The organism is Pelomonas sp. V22, assembly GCF_030014915.1.
Classification (GTDB): domain Bacteria; phylum Pseudomonadota; class Gammaproteobacteria; order Burkholderiales; family Burkholderiaceae_C; genus JAUASW01.
Map to the genome: position 1 here is coordinate 168,224 of NZ_JAGIXS010000005.1, position 19,574 is coordinate 187,797.

The 19,574-nt window shown below is 66.1% G+C and carries 17 protein-coding genes; 11 read left to right on the forward strand and 6 right to left on the reverse strand.

The genetic code is table 11. From position 1 onward, the window contains the following. Positions 1-2,799: 2,799 nt before the first annotated feature. Positions 2,800-3,282 carry a cyclic pyranopterin monophosphate synthase MoaC gene (moaC, locus tag J7U46_RS16840; RefSeq protein WP_282827899.1) on the reverse strand — a complete coding sequence of 161 codons (483 nt, stop codon included), beginning with the start codon at positions 3,280-3,282 and terminating at the stop codon, positions 2,800-2,802. Positions 3,283-3,349: 67 nt separating this feature from the next. Here moaC and J7U46_RS16845 point away from each other — a divergent pair, with 67 nt between their 5' ends. Continuing rightward, the gene (locus tag J7U46_RS16845; protein WP_282827901.1) at positions 3,350-4,930 is read left to right on the forward strand and encodes a M48 family metalloprotease; all 1,581 of its coding nucleotides are present in this window, start codon (positions 3,350-3,352) and stop codon (positions 4,928-4,930) included. 9 nt (positions 4,931-4,939) lie between these two features. Here the strand turns inward: J7U46_RS16845 and J7U46_RS16850 are convergent, their stop codons facing one another. After that, positions 4,940-5,296 (reverse strand): phage holin family protein, encoded by a 357-nt coding sequence (locus J7U46_RS16850; RefSeq protein WP_282827903.1) that lies wholly within the window; start codon positions 5,294-5,296, stop codon positions 4,940-4,942. A 187-nt stretch (positions 5,297-5,483) separates the two neighbouring features. Here J7U46_RS16850 and J7U46_RS16855 point away from each other — a divergent pair, with 187 nt between their 5' ends. The 7 genes from J7U46_RS16855 to J7U46_RS16885 all read left to right on the forward strand — a co-directional run bounded on the left by J7U46_RS16855 (position 5,484) and on the right by J7U46_RS16885 (position 12,032). Continuing rightward, complete coding sequence (locus J7U46_RS16855) at positions 5,484-6,203, forward strand: energy transducer TonB (protein WP_282827905.1); 720 nt, start codon at positions 5,484-5,486, stop codon at positions 6,201-6,203. Between the two features lie 91 nt (positions 6,204-6,294). Next, on the forward strand, positions 6,295-8,556 hold the full coding sequence (locus J7U46_RS16860; RefSeq protein WP_282827907.1) for a TonB-dependent receptor: 2,262 nt from the start codon (positions 6,295-6,297) through the stop codon (positions 8,554-8,556). Between the two features lie 77 nt (positions 8,557-8,633). Next, on the forward strand, positions 8,634-9,317 hold the full coding sequence (locus J7U46_RS16865; RefSeq protein WP_282827909.1) for a Fe2+-dependent dioxygenase: 684 nt from the start codon (positions 8,634-8,636) through the stop codon (positions 9,315-9,317). Beyond that, complete coding sequence (locus J7U46_RS16870) at positions 9,314-10,438, forward strand: alpha-hydroxy acid oxidase (RefSeq protein WP_282827910.1); 1,125 nt, start codon at positions 9,314-9,316, stop codon at positions 10,436-10,438. Before J7U46_RS16865 ends, J7U46_RS16870 begins: the two co-directional genes overlap by 4 nt. Positions 10,439-10,486: 48 nt before the next feature. Then, the gene (locus J7U46_RS16875) at positions 10,487-10,789 is read left to right on the forward strand and encodes a PepSY domain-containing protein (protein WP_282827912.1); all 303 of its coding nucleotides are present in this window, start codon (positions 10,487-10,489) and stop codon (positions 10,787-10,789) included. Continuing rightward, positions 10,786-11,361, forward strand: coding sequence for a cytochrome b/b6 domain-containing protein (locus J7U46_RS16880; RefSeq protein WP_282827913.1), 576 nt, complete (start codon positions 10,786-10,788; stop codon positions 11,359-11,361). Before J7U46_RS16875 ends, J7U46_RS16880 begins: the two co-directional genes overlap by 4 nt. A 254-nt stretch (positions 11,362-11,615) precedes the next feature. Next, positions 11,616-12,032 (forward strand): SWIB/MDM2 domain-containing protein, encoded by a 417-nt coding sequence (locus J7U46_RS16885; protein WP_282827914.1) that lies wholly within the window; start codon positions 11,616-11,618, stop codon positions 12,030-12,032. Between the two features lie 87 nt (positions 12,033-12,119). Here the strand turns inward: J7U46_RS16885 and J7U46_RS16890 are convergent, their stop codons facing one another. From J7U46_RS16890 to uvrA, 3 genes are all read right to left on the reverse strand, one after another. Continuing rightward, positions 12,120-12,500 carry a response regulator gene (locus J7U46_RS16890; protein ID WP_282827915.1) on the reverse strand — a complete coding sequence of 127 codons (381 nt, stop codon included), beginning with the start codon at positions 12,498-12,500 and terminating at the stop codon, positions 12,120-12,122. A gap of 39 nt (positions 12,501-12,539) precedes the next feature. Next, complete coding sequence (locus J7U46_RS16895; RefSeq protein ID WP_282827916.1) at positions 12,540-13,154, reverse strand: 2-hydroxychromene-2-carboxylate isomerase; 615 nt, start codon at positions 13,152-13,154, stop codon at positions 12,540-12,542. A 93-nt stretch (positions 13,155-13,247) separates the two neighbouring features. After that, positions 13,248-16,151 carry an excinuclease ABC subunit UvrA gene (uvrA, locus tag J7U46_RS16900; RefSeq protein ID WP_282827917.1) on the reverse strand — a complete coding sequence of 968 codons (2,904 nt, stop codon included), beginning with the start codon at positions 16,149-16,151 and terminating at the stop codon, positions 13,248-13,250. Between the two features lie 243 nt (positions 16,152-16,394). Here uvrA and J7U46_RS16905 point away from each other — a divergent pair, with 243 nt between their 5' ends. The 3 genes from J7U46_RS16905 to J7U46_RS16915 all read left to right on the forward strand — a co-directional run bounded on the left by J7U46_RS16905 (position 16,395) and on the right by J7U46_RS16915 (position 17,709). After that, positions 16,395-16,634 carry a hypothetical protein gene (locus J7U46_RS16905; RefSeq protein WP_282827920.1) on the forward strand — a complete coding sequence of 80 codons (240 nt, stop codon included), beginning with the start codon at positions 16,395-16,397 and terminating at the stop codon, positions 16,632-16,634. Between the two features lie 324 nt (positions 16,635-16,958). Beyond that, positions 16,959-17,216, forward strand: a complete 258-nt coding sequence (locus J7U46_RS16910) for a hypothetical protein (protein WP_282827921.1) — start codon at positions 16,959-16,961, stop codon at positions 17,214-17,216. A 232-nt stretch (positions 17,217-17,448) separates the two neighbouring features. Then, the gene (locus J7U46_RS16915) at positions 17,449-17,709 is read left to right on the forward strand and encodes a hypothetical protein (RefSeq protein WP_282827922.1); all 261 of its coding nucleotides are present in this window, start codon (positions 17,449-17,451) and stop codon (positions 17,707-17,709) included. A gap of 74 nt (positions 17,710-17,783) precedes the next feature. Here the strand turns inward: J7U46_RS16915 and J7U46_RS16920 are convergent, their stop codons facing one another. Then, entirely contained in the window at positions 17,784-19,541 is a 1,758-nt protein-coding gene (locus J7U46_RS16920) for a methyl-accepting chemotaxis protein (protein ID WP_282827923.1), read from the reverse strand. Between the last annotated feature and the right edge of the window lie 33 nt (positions 19,542-19,574).

A 19,574-nucleotide genomic window follows, 5' to 3' on the forward strand; every position in this document is an offset into this window, starting at 1 on the left:
CCAAACCGCAGCGTGGCTTTGGCCGCTGGTTTGCGTTGGGGCTCATTCTTTGCGCTGTAGCTTGGGGCTACTACAGCTAGCGCCAGAGAGCTTGGCGGCCTGGATGGGATCCAGTCAGGGCCATTCGCACCAGCCTCCAGATTGATTTGGCCTGACCGGCCATCAGCCCCCTAAGGACTGGGTCGCTGTGGCGACGGCTTGCCCATTAAACTTATTGACTAGCGGGTGCGGGCGGCGTCGAGCCCATAAACGGATACTAGAGGCCGGCACGCTCTGTGCGGCCAACCTTTCTTCACTGGGTCCATGCGTGTAGGAATTGGGGGCGCTTTCGCACGCAATCCCTTATTGGGCTGCCCTTTAAATCGCCGAGCCATTTCCTAGTTGAGGGGTTCCCCCACACAGCGGTGCGTCGGCAGCCGCAGCCGGCTCGCGCCACGGTCGCTAGTGCCTGTCGGCTCGTCAGAGACTTCGTTCAGTCCAGGGGGGCTTTATGAGTTGCAACGCTTGGAATCACCCCGCCAATTGCAGCTGCGGCTGGGGTGGCGCGTTCTATGGAGCCGGGTATCGAGAAGAGAGTGGGAGTGCATGGCACTGGCAGCGGAGCGATAGCTACACCGTGCCGAACACCTACCGCCCCGGTGGAATACAAGAGTCGACGGCCACTTGAGCGGAAGTCGACGAAGGTGAAGGCGGCAGGGCCGATGGTTGCACTAAGGCTTGCCGAGGCAGAAGTGCAAGCTCGCCCCGTGCCCACCAACTTGCCTGCAACGCAAGGCGCAAGGAAGCCGCAGGGCAATGAGTTCCCAACTACGGTCGACCCTAGCGCCCATAGCAGCCTTTCAGCATTTCAGATTGCGCAACTGGCTGCGCGTGGAGTATCGAAGGCTGAGATTCAGCTGATGAGGCGGCGGCATAAGAGTCAGCTCGCGAAGATCTGGCGCAAGTAGCGCCTAGGCGCTTGCTCCGGCTAGTTGCCGACAGTCAGCACTGACTGTTTCGATAGCTCTTGCGGCCTCAGTTGGCTAGCTTAGTGGCGAAATTCCATTGTTGAAAGCGCTCTGGCTGTCGGTGCTGCCCGAGATCAGGATGCCTTTGCCGAAAGCCCTGCGACCTCGCAGGTGCGTGGAAAGGGAGCTGCATCTTGACGACTGAAGTGGGTACATCTTTAGCCAGCGGGGCATCTGACTTGCTCCTTGGCGTGCCGGCCGTAGAGCCTGGCGCCGCGTCGTATTCAGCCATAGCAGGATTGGGAGGTGTTGGCCTTGAACGGCTGTTAGAGCGAGTACGGCGTCTCCGCCGACGTGGCGCATTGGATGCCCAGTCTTTCGGTGATGCACTGACGCTTTCTTCGCCCGAGTACCGGCGCAAGTACTGTCCTCGCAGGACGCGGGCGCACGTCGAGTGTGACGTCGTGGACCTATTGCCGTTCTACAACGCATTGCAAAAACCGGGGGTGTCGTATGCGACCTTTCGCTCCCGGGTCCAGAGCGTCGGCGGCCGCGCGTTGCTCGACCGAAATGCACTGTCAGCTGCTGCCATGCTGAAGCAGGCTGATTGGCAAACGCACTACGGAGGTGGGCGCCGTCGTGCATTCATCTATGAAGGGGAGATTTTCCAAGGACTCCAGGGTCGTGAGTTCTTGAGCGTCACCTCGTTCCTCAAGGCAGTTGGGCGGTACCACCAGCGTGAAGTGGTGTGGAACAGACTGAGGCGGGGGTGGGCCATGGACGATGCCTTGGAGGTGCCAGTTCATGTTGGGACTGGCAAGGGGCGCGTCTACCTCGTACTGCAGCTGTCGACAGGGCTCAAGTACGTGGGTTTGACGACTTTGGACATTCGACAACGCTGGGCAATGCATTGCTCACGAGCGAGGGCGGGGAGCTCGACCAAGCTTGCACAAGCGATCCGCCTTGACGGCCCAGAGGGATTTACTGTTGTCGTGCTTGAGGATGGCCTGAGCAGCCCCGAGGAACTGCGTGCCCGAGAACGCCATTGGGTCGAGGCGCTGGCGGCGCGCGGACCAGGTGGCCTAAATACGGCGCCCGCCGGGGGGCTTGGCGGCTCTCGAGGCAAGCCTTTCGAGTTCGGCGGCGAAGTATTCCCCTCGAAGAAGCTGGCGGCGCGGTGCCTGGGCGAGGTCCATGGGCTCGCTCCCCACGTCGTCGAAGCCCGCCTGACGTCCGGGCGCCCACTTCCATCGAGCGCTCGTGTACACAGCAGGCACCCGGATGCTGGGACCAAGCTCTTCCGTGTTTGGAAGGGCATTCTGAAGCGTTGCTCGGCAAGCGTTGACGAGGCGTGGGGGGCGTCGTATGAACAATTCAAGACAGACGTTTCGCCCGTGCCGCCCGGCAGGGCGCTTTTTAGGATCGACAGTCGCTTGCCCTGGGGCCCTTTGAATTGGCAATGGATCGACAAGCGCGCCGGAGTCGAGTCGGTTCACGGGTGCCCAGTGCAAATCGATGGCCGCCAATATCCCTCTTGGACCTCCGCCGCCAAGGCGTTTCACATGGCGCCGAGCACGCTCAAGTATCGGGTTCTGAGGCTTGGGCTTACGCCATCGGAGGCCGTTCGGGACAAGACTAGCGCGCCCTCTCTGTAGACACGAGACGGGGTTGGCCGCTTGAGCCCACTTGGCTGTGATCAACGCCGGTCCGGGGCGTTGACACCGTTGATCCAATGGTGATCCACTCCAACGGCCCAATCGGGCACTCACCCGGGATTTTCAGCAGCTTTGAAGGGCTACACCGGCGTCGAGATGGAAGCGCTGACGGCCGTGCACATCGGCCTGCTCACCAGCTATATCTGTGCCTTCCACTCGCCGCTCTTGCCGCCCTGCTTCTCCAGCACGCGGATCTGCTCCATCACCATGCCGCGGTCGGCGGCTTTACACATGTCGTAAATGGTGAGCAGGCCGATCTGCACGGCGGTCAGCGCTTCCATCTCGACGCCGGTGCGCCCCAGGGTCTCGACCTGGGCGCGGCAGATGACGGCCAGGGCCGGTTCGTCGATCTCGAAGTCCACGGCCACGCGTGTGATCGGCAGCGGATGGCACAGCGGGATCAACTCCGAGGTGCGCTTGGCTGCCTGGATGGCGGCAATGCGGGCCACGCCCAGCACGTCGCCCTTCTTGGCCGTGCCGCTCTGTATCAGGGCCAGCGTCGCGGCCTGCATGCGGATGCGGCCGGCGGCCACGGCCACCCGGTGGGTCTCGGCCTTGGCCGCCACATCGACCATGTGGGCCTGGCCTTGGGCGTCGAAATGGGTCAGTGGGGAGTTCATGGGCTGGAAACAATCCTGATACCGAGTCTCTGCCATGATAGGGGCCTTGTTCCCCGGTGCCGATGCCATGTCCCGTCTCCTGAACCGACCCAGCCGCCTGGCCGTGGCTTGTTTGAGCAGCTTGCTGATGCTGGCGCCACAAACGCCGCTGCGGGCCCAGGTGAACCTGCCCTCGCTGGGCGACGTGGTGTCCGACGAGTTCAGCATCAGCAACGAGCGCCGCATCGGCGACCAGGTGATGCGCTCGATCAAGCTCGATCCCGACTACCTCGACGATCCGCTGCTGTTCGAATACCTCAGCAACATCTGGCAGCCGTTGGTCGGCGCTTCGACGCGGCTCGGCAACCTGGGTGAGGACGTCAAGGACCGTTTTGCCTGGGAGCCCTTCCTGGTGCGTGACCGCAGCGTCAATGCCTTCGCCCTGCCGGGCGGCTACGTGGGCGTGCACCTGGGCCTGATCGCTATGACGGCCAGCCGCGACGAGCTGGCCTCGGTGCTGGCGCATGAGCTGTCGCACGTGACGCAGCGGCACATTGCGCGCTCGGTGACGCAGGAGTCGCGCAACAGCCTGCTGGCCACGGCGGCCATGCTGGCCGGCCTCCTGGTGGCTGTGAAAGGCGGCAGCCCGGACGTGGCCAATGCAGCCATGATCGGTGGCCAGGCGGCGGCGCAGCAGGCGTCCTTGAACTTCTCGCGTGACATGGAGCGCGAGGCCGACCGCATCGGCTTCGGCGTGCTGACCGACGCGGGCTACGCCGGCACCGGCATGTACAGCATGTTCGAGCGGTTGGAGCAGGCCAATCACCTGAACGACTCCGGCGCCTTCCCCTATCTGCGCACCCACCCGCTGACCAGCGAGCGCATCGGCGATGCCCGCGCCCGCCTGGGCACTGGCAGCTGGGAGCGGCCGCGCAGCGCCGCCGAGCATGTGCTGATGGCGGCACGCTCGCGCGTGCTGATGGACCCGCGTGCCGAGTCCTGGGCGAAGCTGCAGAACCTCGATGCCGGCGCGCGCACTATCGACGGTAAGAGTTACGAGCAACTGGGCGCACGCTACGCCAGCGCACTGGCCTCGATCAAGATGCGTGCTTACGACCGGGCTGAGGCGGCGCTGGGGGCGGCTTACCTTGAGCTCAGCAATCTCGGGTCTGATATGCGCGGAATGCGCATCCTGCACTACCTGGCCGCCGAGCTGGCGGTGGCGCGTGGCCGGCCCGACGCGGCCATGGCGGCCTTGAAGAGGCTCGATGGCGAGCGCGGCCGCGTGATGCTGTTCGAGCGAGCCAAGATCGGCATGGTCGATCCGGACCTCAGCTCGGCCCGCGACGCGGCCGATGGGCTGCAGACCTTTGTCGCCGTCAACAACCGCGATGCCACGGCCTGGAATCAGCTGGCCCAGCTGTGGGAGCGCCTGAACCAGCCGCTGCGGGCCGTGCGCGCGCAGGGTGAGGCACGGGCGGCAGTGGGTGATCTGAATGGCGCCATCGACCGGCTTCGCTCCGGCCTGCGCCAATCGAAGAGCCGCGACTCCGACCAGATCGAGGCCTCGGTCATTGACGCCCGCTTGCGCACGCTGCTGTACGAGCGCCGCCAGCTGATGGCCGAGATGTACCCGCGCGGTGCGCCTCCCGGCGCCGAGCTGCCCTGAGTTTGGGCTCTACTCGACAGCCGGGAACAGCCGTTCCATGGCCACGTCGATCACCATGCCGCACAGGCTGTAGATCAGCGAGCCGACCAGGGCAGCCCCAAAGTCGCTGACTGCGAAGCCGTCCAGCAGCTTGGCGGCGGCCCAGAACATCAGCGCATTGATCACGAACAGGAAGAGCCCGAGGCTCAGCACGGTGACCGGCAGGGTCAGCAGCACCAGGATGGGCCGCAGCAGCGTGTTCAGCAGGCCCAGCACCAGGGCTGCGATCAGGGCCGAGACGAAGCTCTTGACCTCGACGCCGGGGTAGAGATGCGCCAGCAGCAGCAGGGCGGCGGCCAGCAGGAACCAACGAAGCAGGGTCTTCATGGGCCGAGCATACAGGTGGCCCAGGGCGGGTCGCATCGGGAGCAGCGAGCAGGTTTGACCTGGATCAGAAATGGCAATAGGAATCGTTCGCATTTGTGTTACGATCTTCGGCCTGATTTGCAGCAGGTCTGCCTCCTGGTCCGCTTTGAAACCCGCTCTTGCCTTTGTTGAACCCGGTTCCGCCGTCATGGCGGCGCCTGTGCTGCGTGCCAAGGCCGCGCCACTGCTCGCGCCCCGGCCCATCTATGGCGAGGCCGTAGAGGGCTCGCGCCGCTGGATGGCGGTGGGGGTGCTGGCGGCCCACCTGCTCCTCGGTTGGGGCTTGATGCAGATGCACGGCGTGCGCCGCATGGTGGCGCAGGTGGCGCCCGTCGTTGTGCGCCTGATTGCCGAGGTCCAGCCTGCCAAGCCGCTGCCGCCCCCGCCGCCCGCGCCGGTGCTGGCCGAGATCAAGCCGGTGCTGATCGAGGTGCCGATGATTGCCACGGCCGCGCCGCCCGCGCCCTCGCCGGTGGTGATGGCCGCCGTGCCGGTGGCGACGCCTGCGCCGGTGGTCGTACAGCCACAACCGGCCTCGGCGCCTGCCGTGGCTGCCGCGCCACCGCCTGCACCGCCCGCGGTCAAGCAGATCCCGGCCAGCGCCGTGCGCTACCTGCGCGAGCCGCGCATGACGGTGCCGCTGATGTCGCGCCGCCTGCGCGAGTCGGGCATCGTGCAAGTGCGGGTGCTGGTCGATGTGAGCGGCAAGCCCAAGGCCATCGTTCTGCACAAGAGTTCGGGCTTTGCCCGCCTGGACCAGCAGGCCCTGCAAGACATGCTCAGCGCCCGCTTCGTGGCGCAAACCGAGAACGGTCAGCCCATCGAATGGGAGGTCATCGCGCCGATGTCGTACGAAGTCGATCGCTGACCCCCCAGAGTCCCCCATTTCCAGCCATGCCTAACGACGGTTTCGAGCCGCCGCGGGCAGAGCCATGCCTATTGAATAACGAGGAGTTTCCATGCCACGCAAGAACAACAAGTCCCCCATTCCCAGCGCGCTGCTGCCGCTGGGCGCCCTGGCCGCTGGCTTCGGCCTGGCCTCAGCCGCCCTGGCCCAGGTAGCGCCCTCCGCCAGTGCAGCCTCTGCACCCGCATCTACGCCCGCTCCGGCGCCCGCCGCCGAAAACACCCTGCCGGTGGTGCGTGCCAAGGCCAGCGCCGAGAAGCAGGGCAAGGACGACTACCAGGCCACCGAGACCCGCATCGGCAAGGGCAAGCAGGAGATCCGCGACATTCCGCAGGCGCTGACCGTGGTCACCGAGAAGGTGATGGACGACCGCAACTTCAACAGCGTCAAGGAAGTGCTGAAGAACACCTCCGGCATCAGCTTCCAGGCGGCCGAGGGCGGCGAGGAAGATATCAAGATCCACGGCATCTCGCTGCAGGGCACGGGCGACGTCTTCATCGACGGCATGCGCGATCCGGCCTTCTACGACCGTGACACCTTCTTCCTGGACCGCCTTGAACTGCTGCGCGGCTCGGCCTCGCTGCTGTTCGGACGCGGCTCCACCGGCGGCGCCGTCAACCAGGCGACCAAGCAGGCCGTGCTGGCCGACCAGAACCAGATCGACGTGAGCATGGGCAGCCACAACTCGCTGCGCGCCGTGGCCGACTTCAACAAGCGCACCGGCGAGACGGCGGCCTTCCGCGTCAGCGCCATGGCCAACAAGGCCGACAGCAACGGCGCCGGCTCCAAGATCGACAAGCGCGGCATCGGCGCGAGCTACCGCTTCGGCATCGACGAAGACGATGAATTCGGCGTCACCGTCTACGGCCTGCAGAACGACAACGGCATCAACTACGGCGTGCGCTGGATCCGTCCGACGGCCACGGCCACGGCGGCCAACGCGCTGGTCAGCTCGCTGGACCCCGATGCCTACTACGGCATGAGCAGCGACTTCAACAAGGGCAGCGCCTACTACGGCATGCTCCAGCACACCCATCGCTTCTCGGGCAACACCGAGCTGGTGACCAAGGTGCGCTACGCCGAATACACCCGCGATCAGCGCGCCACGCTGTGGAATTTTGCGGCCGCCACGCTGCAGCCGACCAAGCTGACCGTGGCCAACGACAACATCAACGCCGGCACCGTCATCACCCGTTCGCTGCAGCTGAAGAAGCAGGACATGCAGACGGTGACCGCGCAGAGCGACCTCAGCAGCAAGTTCCAGGCTTGGGGCTTTGAGCACAGCCTGCAGGCCGGCCTCGACTTCTCGCATGAGAAGAAGCAGGTGTTCGCCACCGTCGGTGCGCAAGCGGCCAAGCCCAGCACGACGATTGGCACGCCGTACGACGGCGCCTCCTACGACGAATCGCTGCGCAGCTTCCGCACCAGCAGCGACTACGTCTCCAAGGGTTATGGCGGCTATGTGCAGGACCTGGTACAGATCGCCCCGATGTGGAAGGTGCTGGCTGGCCTGCGCTACGACAACCTGAAGGGCGACTACAACACCTACTCGGCCGCCACGCCGCCGGTCACTGCGTCTTACCAGATGAAGGTGTCCGAAGTGAGCAAGCGCGCTGCCGTGCTGTTCCAGCCCGATGCGCAATGGTCCTTCCACCTGATGGGCGCCACCTCGTTCAACACCTCGGGCGACGCCTACTCGCTGAGCGCGGCCAATGTGAACATCCCGCCCGAAAAGTCGGTCAACGTGGAGCTGGGCGCCAAGTGGGACAGCGCCGACGGCAAGCTGAGCCTGCGCGGCAGCGCCTTCCGCAACACCAAGCTGCATGAGCGCAATACCGACCCGCTGGTGAACCTGGTGACGCTGTCGGGCAAGCGCCATGCCGCGGGCCTGGACGTGGACGTGGTTGGTCGCATCACGCCGGAATGGGAAGTCTTCGGCAACTTCACCTGGATGCCGGTCTCCAAGATCGACATCGGTGTGGCCGGCGCTGAAGGCCAGGGCACGCGCCCCTCGCTGACGCCGCAGTACTCGGGCAATCTGTGGACGGCCTACCAGGTGCTGCCGCAATTGCGCCTCGGCGCTGGCGTGAACGGCCGCAGCAGCCAGCAGCCCAATCGCAATCCGGGCTTCTATGCACCCAAGTTCGTGACCGCCGACCTGATGGCGGAGTACACGGTCGTGCCGGAGCAGCTGCAGTTCAAGCTCTACGTCAGCAATGTGACCAACAAGCTTTATGCTGACCAGCTGTACACGTCCTTCTACGTGCCCGGCAGTGGCCGCGTGGTGAGCCTGACCGGAACCTACAAGTTCTGATCGGCTGAACCCATGCACTCATAAGCGCACGATCGGCCCGGGTTCACTCGGGCCTTTTCATTCTTGAAGCCCACGCCATGTTGCTGAAGATCGCTCAAGTCCTGACCCCCGAGGCCCTGCAGGAGGCGCGCCGCGTGCTGACCAACGCACCCTGGCAGGACGGCCGCGCCACCGCCGGAACGCAGGCCGCTCTGGTCAAGAACAACCAGCAGCTGGCGCTGGGCAGCGAGCCCGCGAAGGCCTTGCAGCAGCTGGTGCTGCAGGCGCTGGAGCGGCATCCGCTGTTCTTTTCGGCAGCCCTGCCCAAGCGTGTGCTGCCGCCGATGTTCAACCGCTATGCCGGCGCCAGCAACGAGTACGGCAACCATGTGGACCAGGCGGTGCGCTATGTGCCGGGCAGCGGCCAGCGCGTGCGTACCGACATCTCCTGCACGCTGTTCTTCTCGGACCCGGCCGACTACGACGGCGGCGAGCTGGTGATCGCCGACACCTACGGCGAGCAGCGCGTCAAGCTCGCGGCCGGCGACTTGGTGCTTTACCCCGGCACCAGCGTGCACCGCGTCGAACCGGTCACGCGCGGCGAACGACTGGCGAGCTTCTTCTGGATAGAGAGCATGGTGCGCAGCGACGAGCAGCGCCGCCTGCTCTATGAGATGGACATGAGCCTGATTCGCCTGCGCAGCGAGTACGGCGAGAGCGAAGCGGCCGTGCAGTTGACCGGCACGTATCACAACCTCCTGCGCATGTGGGCAGATACATGAGCGAGCAGCCCGTCAAGGCGCCTGCGATCGAGCCACTGCCTGCCGGGTTGGCGAACCTCGCTGACTTCGAGGCACCGGCCCGTGCCCGCGTCGACGAGCAAGCCTGGGCCTACCTGAATGGTGGCGCGGCCGACGAGTTGACGCTGTGCGCCAACCGCACGGCCTGGGATCAGCTCCGCCTGCATCCCCGCGTGCTGCGCGATCTCTCGGGCGGTCACACGCGTGTGCAGCTGCTGGGCCGTGAGCTGCAGCATCCCATCCTGCTGGCGCCCATCGCCTATCAGCGCCTGTTCCATGCCGATGGCGAGCTGGCGATGGCCCATGCGGCCGCCGCGCAATCGGCCGGCCTCGTGCTCAGCGCGCAAGCCAGCGTGACGATGGAAGAGGTTGCTGCGCCCATGCTGGCCGACCCACAGGCGGGGCCGCTGTGGTTCCAGCTCTACTGGCGCGATGACCGCGACTTCATGCAGGCGCTCTTGCAGCGCGTCGAGCGTGCTGGCTATCAGGCCCTGGTGCTGACCGTCGATGCGCCCGTGCATGGCGCGCGCGACCGCGAGCGCCGCGCCGGATTCAAGCTGCCCGACCACATCCGAGCGGTCAACCTCGGCGGTCGCAAGAAGCCGCTCGACCTGCAGCCCGGCCAGAGCGCGCTGTTCGATGGCCTGATGCCGCGCGCCGCCACCTGGGCCGAGATCGATTGGCTGCGCGAGCACAGCCGCCTGCCGCTGCTGCTCAAGGGTGTGAGCCATGTGGACGACGCGAAGCTCGCGATGCAACGCGGGGTGGCCGGCCTGGTGGTCTCCAACCACGGCGGCCGCGCGCTCGACACCCTGCCCGCCACGGCCGAGCTGCTGCCGCCGCTGCGCGCGGCCCTCGGCCCGGGGGCGCTGCTGCTGGTGGATGGCGGCATACGCCGTGGCACCGACGTGCTCAAGGCCATGGCGCTGGGTGCCAATGCGGTGTTGCTCGGTCGGCCCTATGTGCATGCGCTAGCCGCAGCCGGTGCGCTGGGCGTGGCCCATGCGCTGCGCCTGCTGCGCGACGAGCTCGAGATCGCGATGGCCCTCACGGGCTGCAAGACGCTGGACGAGGCAGCCCCGCAACTGCTGTGGCCGACCTGAGCGCTCCCTACTTCTTTCTTCCCTTCCTTCAAGCTTGAAAGGCTGATCATGAAAACCGTCACTGTCACCCGCATCGCCTCCGCCCTGCTGCTGGCCGGCATCGCCAGCGCCTCCTTCGCCCATGGCAACGTCAGCTGCCCGGTCGTTCCGAAGGAAGAGAAGAAGCCGCAGATGGACCTGCAGCGCAAGCTCGAAGGCGAGGGCTGGAAGGTGCGCCAGGTCAAGAACTACAACAACTGCTACGAGGTCTATGGCTTCGACGACAAGGGCCAGAAGGCCGAGGCCTTCTTCCATCCCAAGACCTTCGAGCGCGTCTATCCCGAAGGCGAGAAGGCACCTGAGCGCAAGTGAGCTCGGCCTCGCAGCCCGCTGCAGGCGGCTGGATCAAGGTCTGGGACCGGCTCGTCCGCAGCCTGCACTGGCTGCTGGCGGCAGCCATGGTCACGGCTTGGGGCAGCGGCCATTGGCAGCCGCCCTGGTTCGATGAGGTGCATCACACGGCGGGCTACTTCGCTGCTGCCATCGTGCTGATCCGCCTGACCTGGGGCTTTGCCGGCGGGCGCTATGCGCGCTTTCGGCAGTTCGTGCGCGGCCCTCGGCAGACGCTGGATTACGCGCGGCAGCTGCGCATCAGCGCGGAGCCGCGCTACATCGGCCACAACCCGCTGGGTGGCTGGATGGTGCTGGCGCTGTTGCTGGTCACGGCCGCCCTGAGCCTCACGGGCTGGCTCTACACGACCGAATGGTTGTGGGGCTACGAGTGGCTCGAGAACCTGCATGCGCTGCTCGCCTGGTTCGTGATGGTGCTGGTGGTGGCGCATCTGATGGGGGTTGTCTTCACCTGCTGGCGGCATCGCGAGAACCTCGTGGCGGCCATGTTCAATGGCCGCAAACGCACGCCACAGCCCGGTGATATCGACTGAGAACCCGCTTCGCTCCCGCATGCGATGGACACTGCATGCGCGCCGCATGCAGCGCGAACTGATGCACGCGAGCGACAACCAAGGGTAAACAAGGCCGGAATCAGCGCGTCTTGTCGCAAAGTTCCTCTATGAGAGCCTTCTCAATGCGAGAGGTGCGCAGTACCATTCGCTGCGCAGGGTGCTAGAGAGAAACGAAGGGTCAAGACCTTCCCCCGGACCCGGCACATCAACAACCTTTGATGGAGAGAATCGAAATGGCAACTGCGAAGAAGGCCGCCCCCGCCAAGAAGGCGGCTCCGGCTAAGAAGGCCGCCCCGGCGGCCAAGAAGGCGGCTCCGGCCAAGAAGGCCGCTCCGGCGAAGAAAGCAGCTCCTGCAAAGAAGGCTGCACCCGCCAAGAAGGCCGCCGCTCCCGCCAAGAAGCGGACTCCCAATGCAGCATTCATGAAGGCCATGACGCCTTCCGCTGCACTGGCCGCCATCGTTGGCTCGGCACCGCTGCCGCGCACCGACGTGACCAAAAAGGTCTGGGAGTACATCAAGAAGAACAAGCTGCAAGACGCGGTGCAGAAGCGCATCATCGTCGCCGATGCCAAGCTGAAGGAAATCTTCGGCAAGGCCAAGGCCGATATGTTCGAGATGACCAAGCTGATCAACAGCCACCTGAAGTGAAGCGCTGGCGCGGCTCTCGCAGCCGCGCCGACCGCTGCAACAACCCGGCCCTGGCCGGGTTTTTTTATGGCGCCTTGCGCGCCCTGCCTAAGGCAGGCCGAACTGGCTTTGCAGCGCGGCCAGCAACTGCTTCACGTCGATGGGCTTGAGCCAGTAGTCGGCAAAGCCGGCCGCGCGTGCGGCCGCCACCTGCTCGTTCAGTGCGTCGGCCGACAGCGCCACGCAGGGCGGCTGCGGCAGGCTGGCATCGGCGCGGAGGCGGGCCAGCAGCCGCAGGCCGTTCATGTCGGGCAGGTTCATGTCCACCAGCAGCAGATCGAAGCTCTCGTGGGCCAGCAGGGCCAGCGCCTCGCTGCCAGACTCCGCCGCCTCGAGCTGCCACTGCTGCTCGGGCGGCAGCAGGCGGAACACCTCTTCCATGAGCACGATGTTGAGGCGGTCGTCTTCGACATACAGGACGCGGGGCATGGCGCTGGAGCCTAGCAGCGTTTCATGGTCCGGGCGGCGTCAGCGCGAGCGCTGCAGTCGGCGCTCCAGAAAGTCGAGCCGGTCCTGGCCCCAGAAGAGCTCGCCTTCCACCGCATAGGTGGGCGCACCGAACACGCCCGCGTCGATGGCCTGCTGCGTGTTGAGCTCGTAGCGCTCGGCAGCGGCCTGTGAATGGCCATCTTCCAGGCGGCGCGGGGCCAGGCCTTGCCGGGCCAGCAACTCGGCCAGCACGCGCTCGTCGGCGATGTTCTGCTCCTCCACCCAAACGGCGCGCAGCACGGCGCCAGCGAGCTTCATCGCGGCTTCGGTGCCGTCCAGCAGGTCCACGGCCACGATCAGCTTGGCCGCATCGTCCGGCTGCACCGGGAAGTAGCGCGGCTTCAGCGTCAGCGGCACGTCCAGCCATTCGCTGAAGCGCTGCAGCTCGACCAGGCGATAGGCCTGGCGTTGCGGCGCCCGCTTGGCCAGCGGCAGGCCGCCCGAGACAGGGAAGACCTTGCCGCCCAGGTCGCAGGGCAGGATGCGCACCGCGGCGCCGTGGCGCTTGGCAATGTCGGCAAAGCGCTGGTGGCCGAGGTAGGTCCAGGGCGAGTTGGGGGCGAAGTAGTAGTCCACCGAAAGGGTCGAGGCCATGGTCTGGGTTCCTGGAGCGAGAGGCGGGCGGCCAGTCTAGTCCGCTCGCATCCCGTGCGCAGCCAGGGGCCTTTGAGGCCTTTGGGCCCTGCTTCAGCGGCCGAGCAGTGGTTTCAGGTAGCGGCCGGTGTGGCTGCCCTCGTGGGCCGCCAGCTGCTCCGGTGTGCCCGCGAGCAAGAGCTGGCCCCCGCCGGAGCCGCCCTCGGGGCCCATGTCGATCAACCAGTCGGCCGTCTTGATCACGTCCAGGTTGTGCTCGATCACGACGATGGTGTTGCCCGCGTCGCGCAGTTGGTGCAGCACCTTGAGCAGCAGGGCGATGTCGGCGAAGTGCAGGCCGGTGGTGGGCTCGTCGAGGATGTAGAGCGTGCGGCCGGTGTCGCGCTTGGAAAGCTCCAGCGCCAGCTTCACGCGCTGCGCCTCGCCGCCGGAGAGCGTCGTGGCGCTCTGCCCCAGCTTCACGTAGCCGAGGCCCACATCAAGCAGCGTCTGCAGCTTGCGCGCCAGCGTCGGCACGGCGCTGAAGAAGGCATAGGCGTCTTCGACCGTCAGGCCGAGCACTTGCGTGATGTTCTTGCCCTTGTAGAGCACCTCCAGCGTCTCGCGGTTGTAGCGCGCGCCGTGGCAGGTGTCGCAGGGCACGTAGACGTCCGGCAGGAAGTGCATCTCCACCTTGATCACGCCATCGCCCTGGCAGGCTTCGCAGCGGCCGCCAGCGACGTTGAAGCTGAAGCGGCCGGGGCCGTAGCCGCGCTCACGGGCGGTGGGCATCTCGGCGAACAGCTCGCGGATCGGCGTGAACAGGCCGGTGTACGTTGCCGGATTCGAGCGCGGCGTGCGCCCGATCGGCGACTGGTCGACGTTGATGACCTTGTCGAAGGCTTCCATGCCCTCGATCTCGTCGTGTGCAGCCGGGTCCTGGTGGCTTTGGTAGAGCTTCTTGGCCACGGCAGCGTAGAGCGTGTCGTTGACCAGGGTGCTCTTGCCAGAGCCGGAGACGCCGGTCACGCAGGTCAGCACGCCGACCGGGATGTCGACCGTCACGCCCTTCAGGTTGTTGCCACGGGCGTTGACGATGCGCAGCCGGGCCGCATCGTCGGCCGGCTTGTGCCGTTCCGCCGGCACCTCGATGCGCTCCACGCCACTCAGATAGCGGCCGGTCAGCGACTCCGGATTGGCCGCCACTTCGGCCGGCGTGCCCTGGGCCATGATGCGGCCGCCGTGCACGCCGGCGCCGGGACCGAGGTCCAGCACATGGTCGGCGGCGCGGATCGCGTCTTCATCGTGCTCGACCACCAGCACCGAGTTGCCGAGGTCGCGCAGGCGGCGCAGGGTGGCGATCAGGCGGTCGTTGTCGCGCTGGTGCAGGCCGATGCTGGGCTCGTCCAGCACATACATCACGCCGGTCAGGCCCGAGCCGATCTGCGAGGCGAGGCGGATGCGCTGGGCTTCGCCCCCGGAGAGGGTGTCGGCACTGCGATCCAGGCTCAGGTAGTTAAGACCCACGTCGTTGAGGAAGCGCAGCCGCGAGGCGATCTCGCGGATCACCTTGCCGCCGATCTCGGCCTTGGCGCCCTTCAACTGCAGGCCCTCGAAATACTCGAGGCATTCGCGCAGCGTGGCGTGCTCCACGTCGTAGATCGGCCGGCCCTTGAAGCCCGGCGCGGCCTCGGCCGGCTGCAAGACCACGTGGCGGGCCTCGCGGCGCAGGCGCGAGCCCTCGCAATGCGGGCAGGGCTTGGCGGCCTGGTAGCGGGCGAGGTCTTCGCGCACGGCACTGGAGTCGGTCTCGCGGAAACGGCGGGCCAGGTTGGGCAGGATGCCTTCGAACGGGTGCGAGCGCTTGACGCTGCGCTTCTTGCCGCTGGCGGTCTCGGCCTGGTAGCTGAACTGAATGTCTTCGCTGCCCGAGCCATGCAGCAGCACCTGGCGGGCCTGGTCCGGCAGGTCTTCAAAGGCCAGGTCGATGTCGAAGCTGTAATGCGCGGCCACGCTCTCCAGCATCGAGAAGGTATAGGCATTGCGGCGATCCCAGCCCTTCACGGCGCCGCTGGCCAGGCTCAGCGTCGGGAAGGCGACCACGCGGTCCGGATCGAACACCGTGACCTGGCCCAGGCCTTCGCAGTTCGGGCAAGCGCCCACCGGCGAGTTGAAGGAGAACAGTCGCGGCTCCAGCTCGGGCAGCGAGTAGCTGCAGATCGGGCAGGCGAACTTGCTGGAGAAGATGGTCTCCTCGCCGCTGTCCAGATTGAGCACGAGCGCGCGGCCTTCGGCCAGGCGCAACGCGGCCTCAAAGCTCTCGGCCAGGCGCTGACGCAGCGTGTCCGCGGCGTCATGGCGGATCTTGATGCGATCCACGACCACGTCGATGTCGTGCTTCTCGGTCTTCTTGAGCAGGGGGATGTCGGGCACCTCGACCGTCACGCCGTCCACACGGAAGCGCACATAGCCCTGGGCCTGCAGGTCCTGGAACAGGTCGGCGAACTCGCCCTTGCGGTCTCGCACCACCGGCGCCAGCAGCAGCAGCTTGCTCTCGTCGGTCATGGCCAGCACCGCGTCGACCATCTGGCCGATGCTCTGCGCCTCCAGCGGCAGGTGGTGGTCGGGGCAGAAGGGCGTGCCGGCGCGGGCATAGAGCAGGCGCAGGTAATCGTGGATCTCGGTGACCGTGCCGACGGTGGAGCGCGGGTTGTGGCTGGTGGCCTTCTGCTCGATGGAGATCGCCGGCGACAGGCCCTCGATCACGTCCACGTCCGGCTTGTCCATCAGTTGCAGGAACTGACGGGCATAGGCCGAGAGGCTTTCCACGTAGCGGCGCTGGCCCTCGGCGTAGAGCGTGTCGAAAGCCAGGCTGGACTTGCCCGAACCCGACAGGCCGGTGATGACGACCAGCTGGTTGCGCGGCAGGTCGACGTCGATGTTCTTCAGGTTGTGGGTGCGCGCCCCTCTCACCTTGATCAAGGTGGCTTCTGGTTGGGGGCGGAGAACATCGGACATGGCGGCGTCGTTGGGCAAGCAGGCAGTGAACTCGCCATCATAGGCCGACGCTGTTCCACGCCGCCAGCCACAGGCAAGTCGGGCGACAGCGCACGCGCTTCAAGCCCCATGACTTGCAGCTGGCGACGCGTTTCGTGCCATCCATCGCAAGCGCCTCGCGAGGCCAGGGGCGGCTCACGATACTGACTCCATCGACACAGCAAAGGGCTGTTTCGAAACCCAAGCAAACACCAGGAGTCCATCATGAAGAACCTGATCCAAGCCCTCGTCGCCGCCAGCCTGCTGGCCACCGCCACCTTCGCCGCTGCCGCCCCGCAAAAGGTCGAGCAACTGCCCCGCGTCGTGATCACCGGCAAGTCGGTGCAGAGCCAGCAAGTCGTGCAGCTGCCCCGCGTCGTCATCGAGGGCCGCAGCCTGCAGAGCCAGCAAGCCCTGTTCGCGCTGAACACGCAAGCCGTCCGCCGTGCCGCTCGCGGTGGCTGATTCGGGGTAACGACTGCATGAAGCAAGACAAGAAATCTCCCCCGTTCTGAGCCGATTCAAGGGCGCATCGTCACGGTGCATCGTTGAATCGGTTCAGTCATTTCTAGAGGGCCGGATGCTCAACAGCATCCGGCCCTTCTTCATGGTCTGTGGCTGTTTCAACCCTGTGGGTGCGCAGCGCCGACCCTGGCTGAAAGTCACTGTTCATCGGCTTCACAAGCCGTTCGGCCGCGCCGGCTTGCGGATCATCGCAAGCGCCTGGCGATGCCCTGCCTGCTTGCCGAAACTACAGGTACCGACACAGCAAACCACCAGGAGCCCATCATGAACTTCATCGCCAAGACCATCGTCCTTGCCACCGTCTGCGCCGCCACGCTGAGCGCCTTCGCCCTGGCTTACCAAGCTGCCGCACCGCAGCCCAAGATCGTCAAGCTGGAGCGTGTGGTGGTGGTGGGCAAGCGCATGGGTGTGGAGCACATCGCCCAACTGCCGCGCGTCGTCATCGACGGCCGCCGCAACCAGGTCGGCAGCGATCTGCAAGTGGCGCAAGCCCCGGCCTGTCTGACCAAGCAAGTCTGCTGAGCACGGCAGCCCCGGTTCCCTGTGCTCGAGAGGCCCGGCCTAGGCTGGGCTTTGTTGTTTCTGATGTTTGCTGAAAGTAATGCTGGAGCGATGCAGCCCAATCAGTCGTCATCAGCCGCATTTCATCCCGCGCTGCCGTTCATCCATCGCCTGCCGCTGGTTTGAAGCGGACGTGATGACGACACTTCAATCATCGCAACGAACCCGGTCCTAACACCCCAAGGAGCCCACCATGAACGCAGCTGCCAAGACCCTCTTCACCGCCCTGATCGCCGTCGCCGGCGCCGCTGCCATCGGCACCGGCATGGCCGACCACCTCTCGGTGGCTGATGCGCCGGCGGTGCACAAGCTGGAGCGCGTGGTGGTGGTGGGCAAGCGGCTGCCGGACGCGCAATCGCAGATCGTGCAGCTGCCGCGCGTGGTGATCGAAGGCCGCAGCCTGGCCAGCTTCCAGGTCGCCCGCCTCGATGACTGCAAGGTCGGCGTCTGCTGAATCAGCAAGACCTGGTCGCCGCGAATGGAAAGGCCCGCTTCGGCGGGCCTTTTCTATTGGCAGCTTGATTGCGCTCAGAAGGTTTCCCAGTCGCCGCTGTCGGCGGCGGGCGGCGTCGGGCGCGGGGCAGGCGGCGACGCGGCCGGGCGCGGGCTGCTGGCCGGCTTGGGTGGCGATGCAGGCTTCTTCAGGCCGACCACGGGCTTCTTGATCGGTGCGGGGCTGCTCACGGGCCGAGGCGCCGGCGCTGGGCTGGGGCCGCGATGCGTGGTGGCGGCCGGGCCCGTCCCCGAGATGCGGAAGCTGCTGACCACCTCGGCGAGCTTGGTGGCCTGCTCGCGCAGGCTGATCGCGGCGGCGGCCGATTGCTCCACCAGGGCGGCGTTCTGCTGCGTCATCTGGTCCAGCTGGGCGATCGCGCCATTGACCTGACCGATGCCCGAGCTCTGCTCGCCGCTGGCCACGCTGATCTCGCCAATGATGTCGGTGACGCGCTGCACGCTGGTGACGATCTCGCCCATGGTCTCGCCGGCGGTAGCGACGAGGCGCGAACCGGAGTCGACCTTCTCGACACTGGTGCCGATCAGGGTCTTGATTTCCTTGGCGGCCTCGGCACTGCGCTGAGCCAGGCTGCGCACTTCACTGGCTACCACAGCAAAGCCGCGGCCCTGCTCGCCGGCCCGTGCCGCTTCCACGGCGGCGTTCAGCGCCAGGATGTTGGTCTGGAAGGCGATGCCGTCGATCACGCCGATGATGTCGCTGATCTTCTTGGAGCTGGTGTTGATCTCGTCCATGGTCGAAACGACCTGGGAGACCACTTCGCCGCCGCGCCGCGCCACCTCGGTGGCCGAGTTGACGAGCTGGTTGGCCGTGGTGGCAGAGTCGGCCGTGTTGCGCACCGTGCTGGTCAGCTCCTCCATGCTGGAGGCGGTCTGCTGCAGGTTGCTGGCGGTCTGCTCGGTGCGGCTGGACAGGTCCTGGTTGCCGGTGGCGATTTCGCTGGAGGCGGTGGCGATGCTGTCTGTCGCGCTGCGGACGTTGCCGACCATGCGGGCCAGCGAGGCATTCATCTGGCCCAGCGCATTGAGCAGCTCGCCGAACTCGTCGCTGCGGTTGGCACTGATGCTGCGGGTCAGGTCGCCATCGGCAATGGCCTTGGCGAAATCGGCCGACTGCTGCAGCGGCTGGCGGATCGAGCGCACCAGGGCGGCGGCCACGAACATGCCGAGGCCGATCACCACCAGGGCGCCGAGCGTGCTCCACATGAACAGGCCTTGCTGGGCCTCGGTGGCGGACTTCTGGGCCTGCTCGTTCTTGTCCTTCTGCAATTTGACGAAGTCGTCGATGGCGCCGAGGTAGGCAGCCACCGAGGGCACGTATTCCTTCTTGATCACGTCCTTGGCGCCGGCCTGGTCGCCGGCCGCGCCCAGCTCCTTGGCTTTCTTGCTGGCCGCCAGCAGCACGCCACCATTGGCCAGGATCTTCTTCAGCTGGGCCTGGTCGGCATCGGTCTTGGCCAGCTCGGTGATCTGCTCGCGCAGCTTGACCACGCGCGGCGTGTCGTTGACCAGGTTGTCCTTGAACAGCTCGCCGACGCTCGGGTCGCTGCTGATCGAGGAGGCCATGCTGCGCGTCACGGCGGTTTCGGTCATGCCCTTCCAGACGGCCGATTTCTCGATCAGGTCATGGCTGGCATTGACCGCCGCCATGGCCTCGGCATGCACGCTGTTGGCTCTCCTGAGCGTGATGCCGGAAATCAGCAGCATGGCCACCAGCAGCAGCAGGATGGCGCCCCAGAGCTTGCTCGAGACGCGCAGGTTGTTCAGGTTCATGGGTCTTGTCTCCGTCTGACGGTGCCAGGGATG

Coding starts and splice junctions, on each gene's coding strand:
- J7U46_RS16885 (WP_282827914.1), top strand. CDS start 11,616: ATGGCAACTGCGAAGAAGGCCGCCCCCGCCAAGAAGGCGGCTCCGGCT.
- uvrA (WP_282827917.1), bottom strand. CDS start 16,151: ATGTCCGATGTTCTCCGCCCCCAACCAGAAGCCACCTTGATCAAGGTG.
- J7U46_RS16855 (WP_282827905.1), top strand. CDS start 5,484: ATGGCGGCGCCTGTGCTGCGTGCCAAGGCCGCGCCACTGCTCGCGCCC.
- J7U46_RS16920 (WP_282827923.1), bottom strand. CDS start 19,541: ATGAACCTGAACAACCTGCGCGTCTCGAGCAAGCTCTGGGGCGCCATC.
- J7U46_RS16910 (WP_282827921.1), top strand. CDS start 16,959: ATGAACTTCATCGCCAAGACCATCGTCCTTGCCACCGTCTGCGCCGCC.
- J7U46_RS16860 (WP_282827907.1), top strand. CDS start 6,295: ATGCCACGCAAGAACAACAAGTCCCCCATTCCCAGCGCGCTGCTGCCG.
- J7U46_RS16905 (WP_282827920.1), top strand. CDS start 16,395: ATGAAGAACCTGATCCAAGCCCTCGTCGCCGCCAGCCTGCTGGCCACC.
- J7U46_RS16865 (WP_282827909.1), top strand. CDS start 8,634: ATGTTGCTGAAGATCGCTCAAGTCCTGACCCCCGAGGCCCTGCAGGAG.
- J7U46_RS16895 (WP_282827916.1), bottom strand. CDS start 13,154: ATGGCCTCGACCCTTTCGGTGGACTACTACTTCGCCCCCAACTCGCCC.
- moaC (WP_282827899.1), bottom strand. CDS start 3,282: ATGAACTCCCCACTGACCCATTTCGACGCCCAAGGCCAGGCCCACATG.
- J7U46_RS16890 (WP_282827915.1), bottom strand. CDS start 12,500: ATGCCCCGCGTCCTGTATGTCGAAGACGACCGCCTCAACATCGTGCTC.
- J7U46_RS16845 (WP_282827901.1), top strand. CDS start 3,350: ATGTCCCGTCTCCTGAACCGACCCAGCCGCCTGGCCGTGGCTTGTTTG.
- J7U46_RS16875 (WP_282827912.1), top strand. CDS start 10,487: ATGAAAACCGTCACTGTCACCCGCATCGCCTCCGCCCTGCTGCTGGCC.
- J7U46_RS16915 (WP_282827922.1), top strand. CDS start 17,449: ATGAACGCAGCTGCCAAGACCCTCTTCACCGCCCTGATCGCCGTCGCC.
- J7U46_RS16870 (WP_282827910.1), top strand. CDS start 9,314: ATGAGCGAGCAGCCCGTCAAGGCGCCTGCGATCGAGCCACTGCCTGCC.
- J7U46_RS16850 (WP_282827903.1), bottom strand. CDS start 5,296: ATGAAGACCCTGCTTCGTTGGTTCCTGCTGGCCGCCGCCCTGCTGCTG.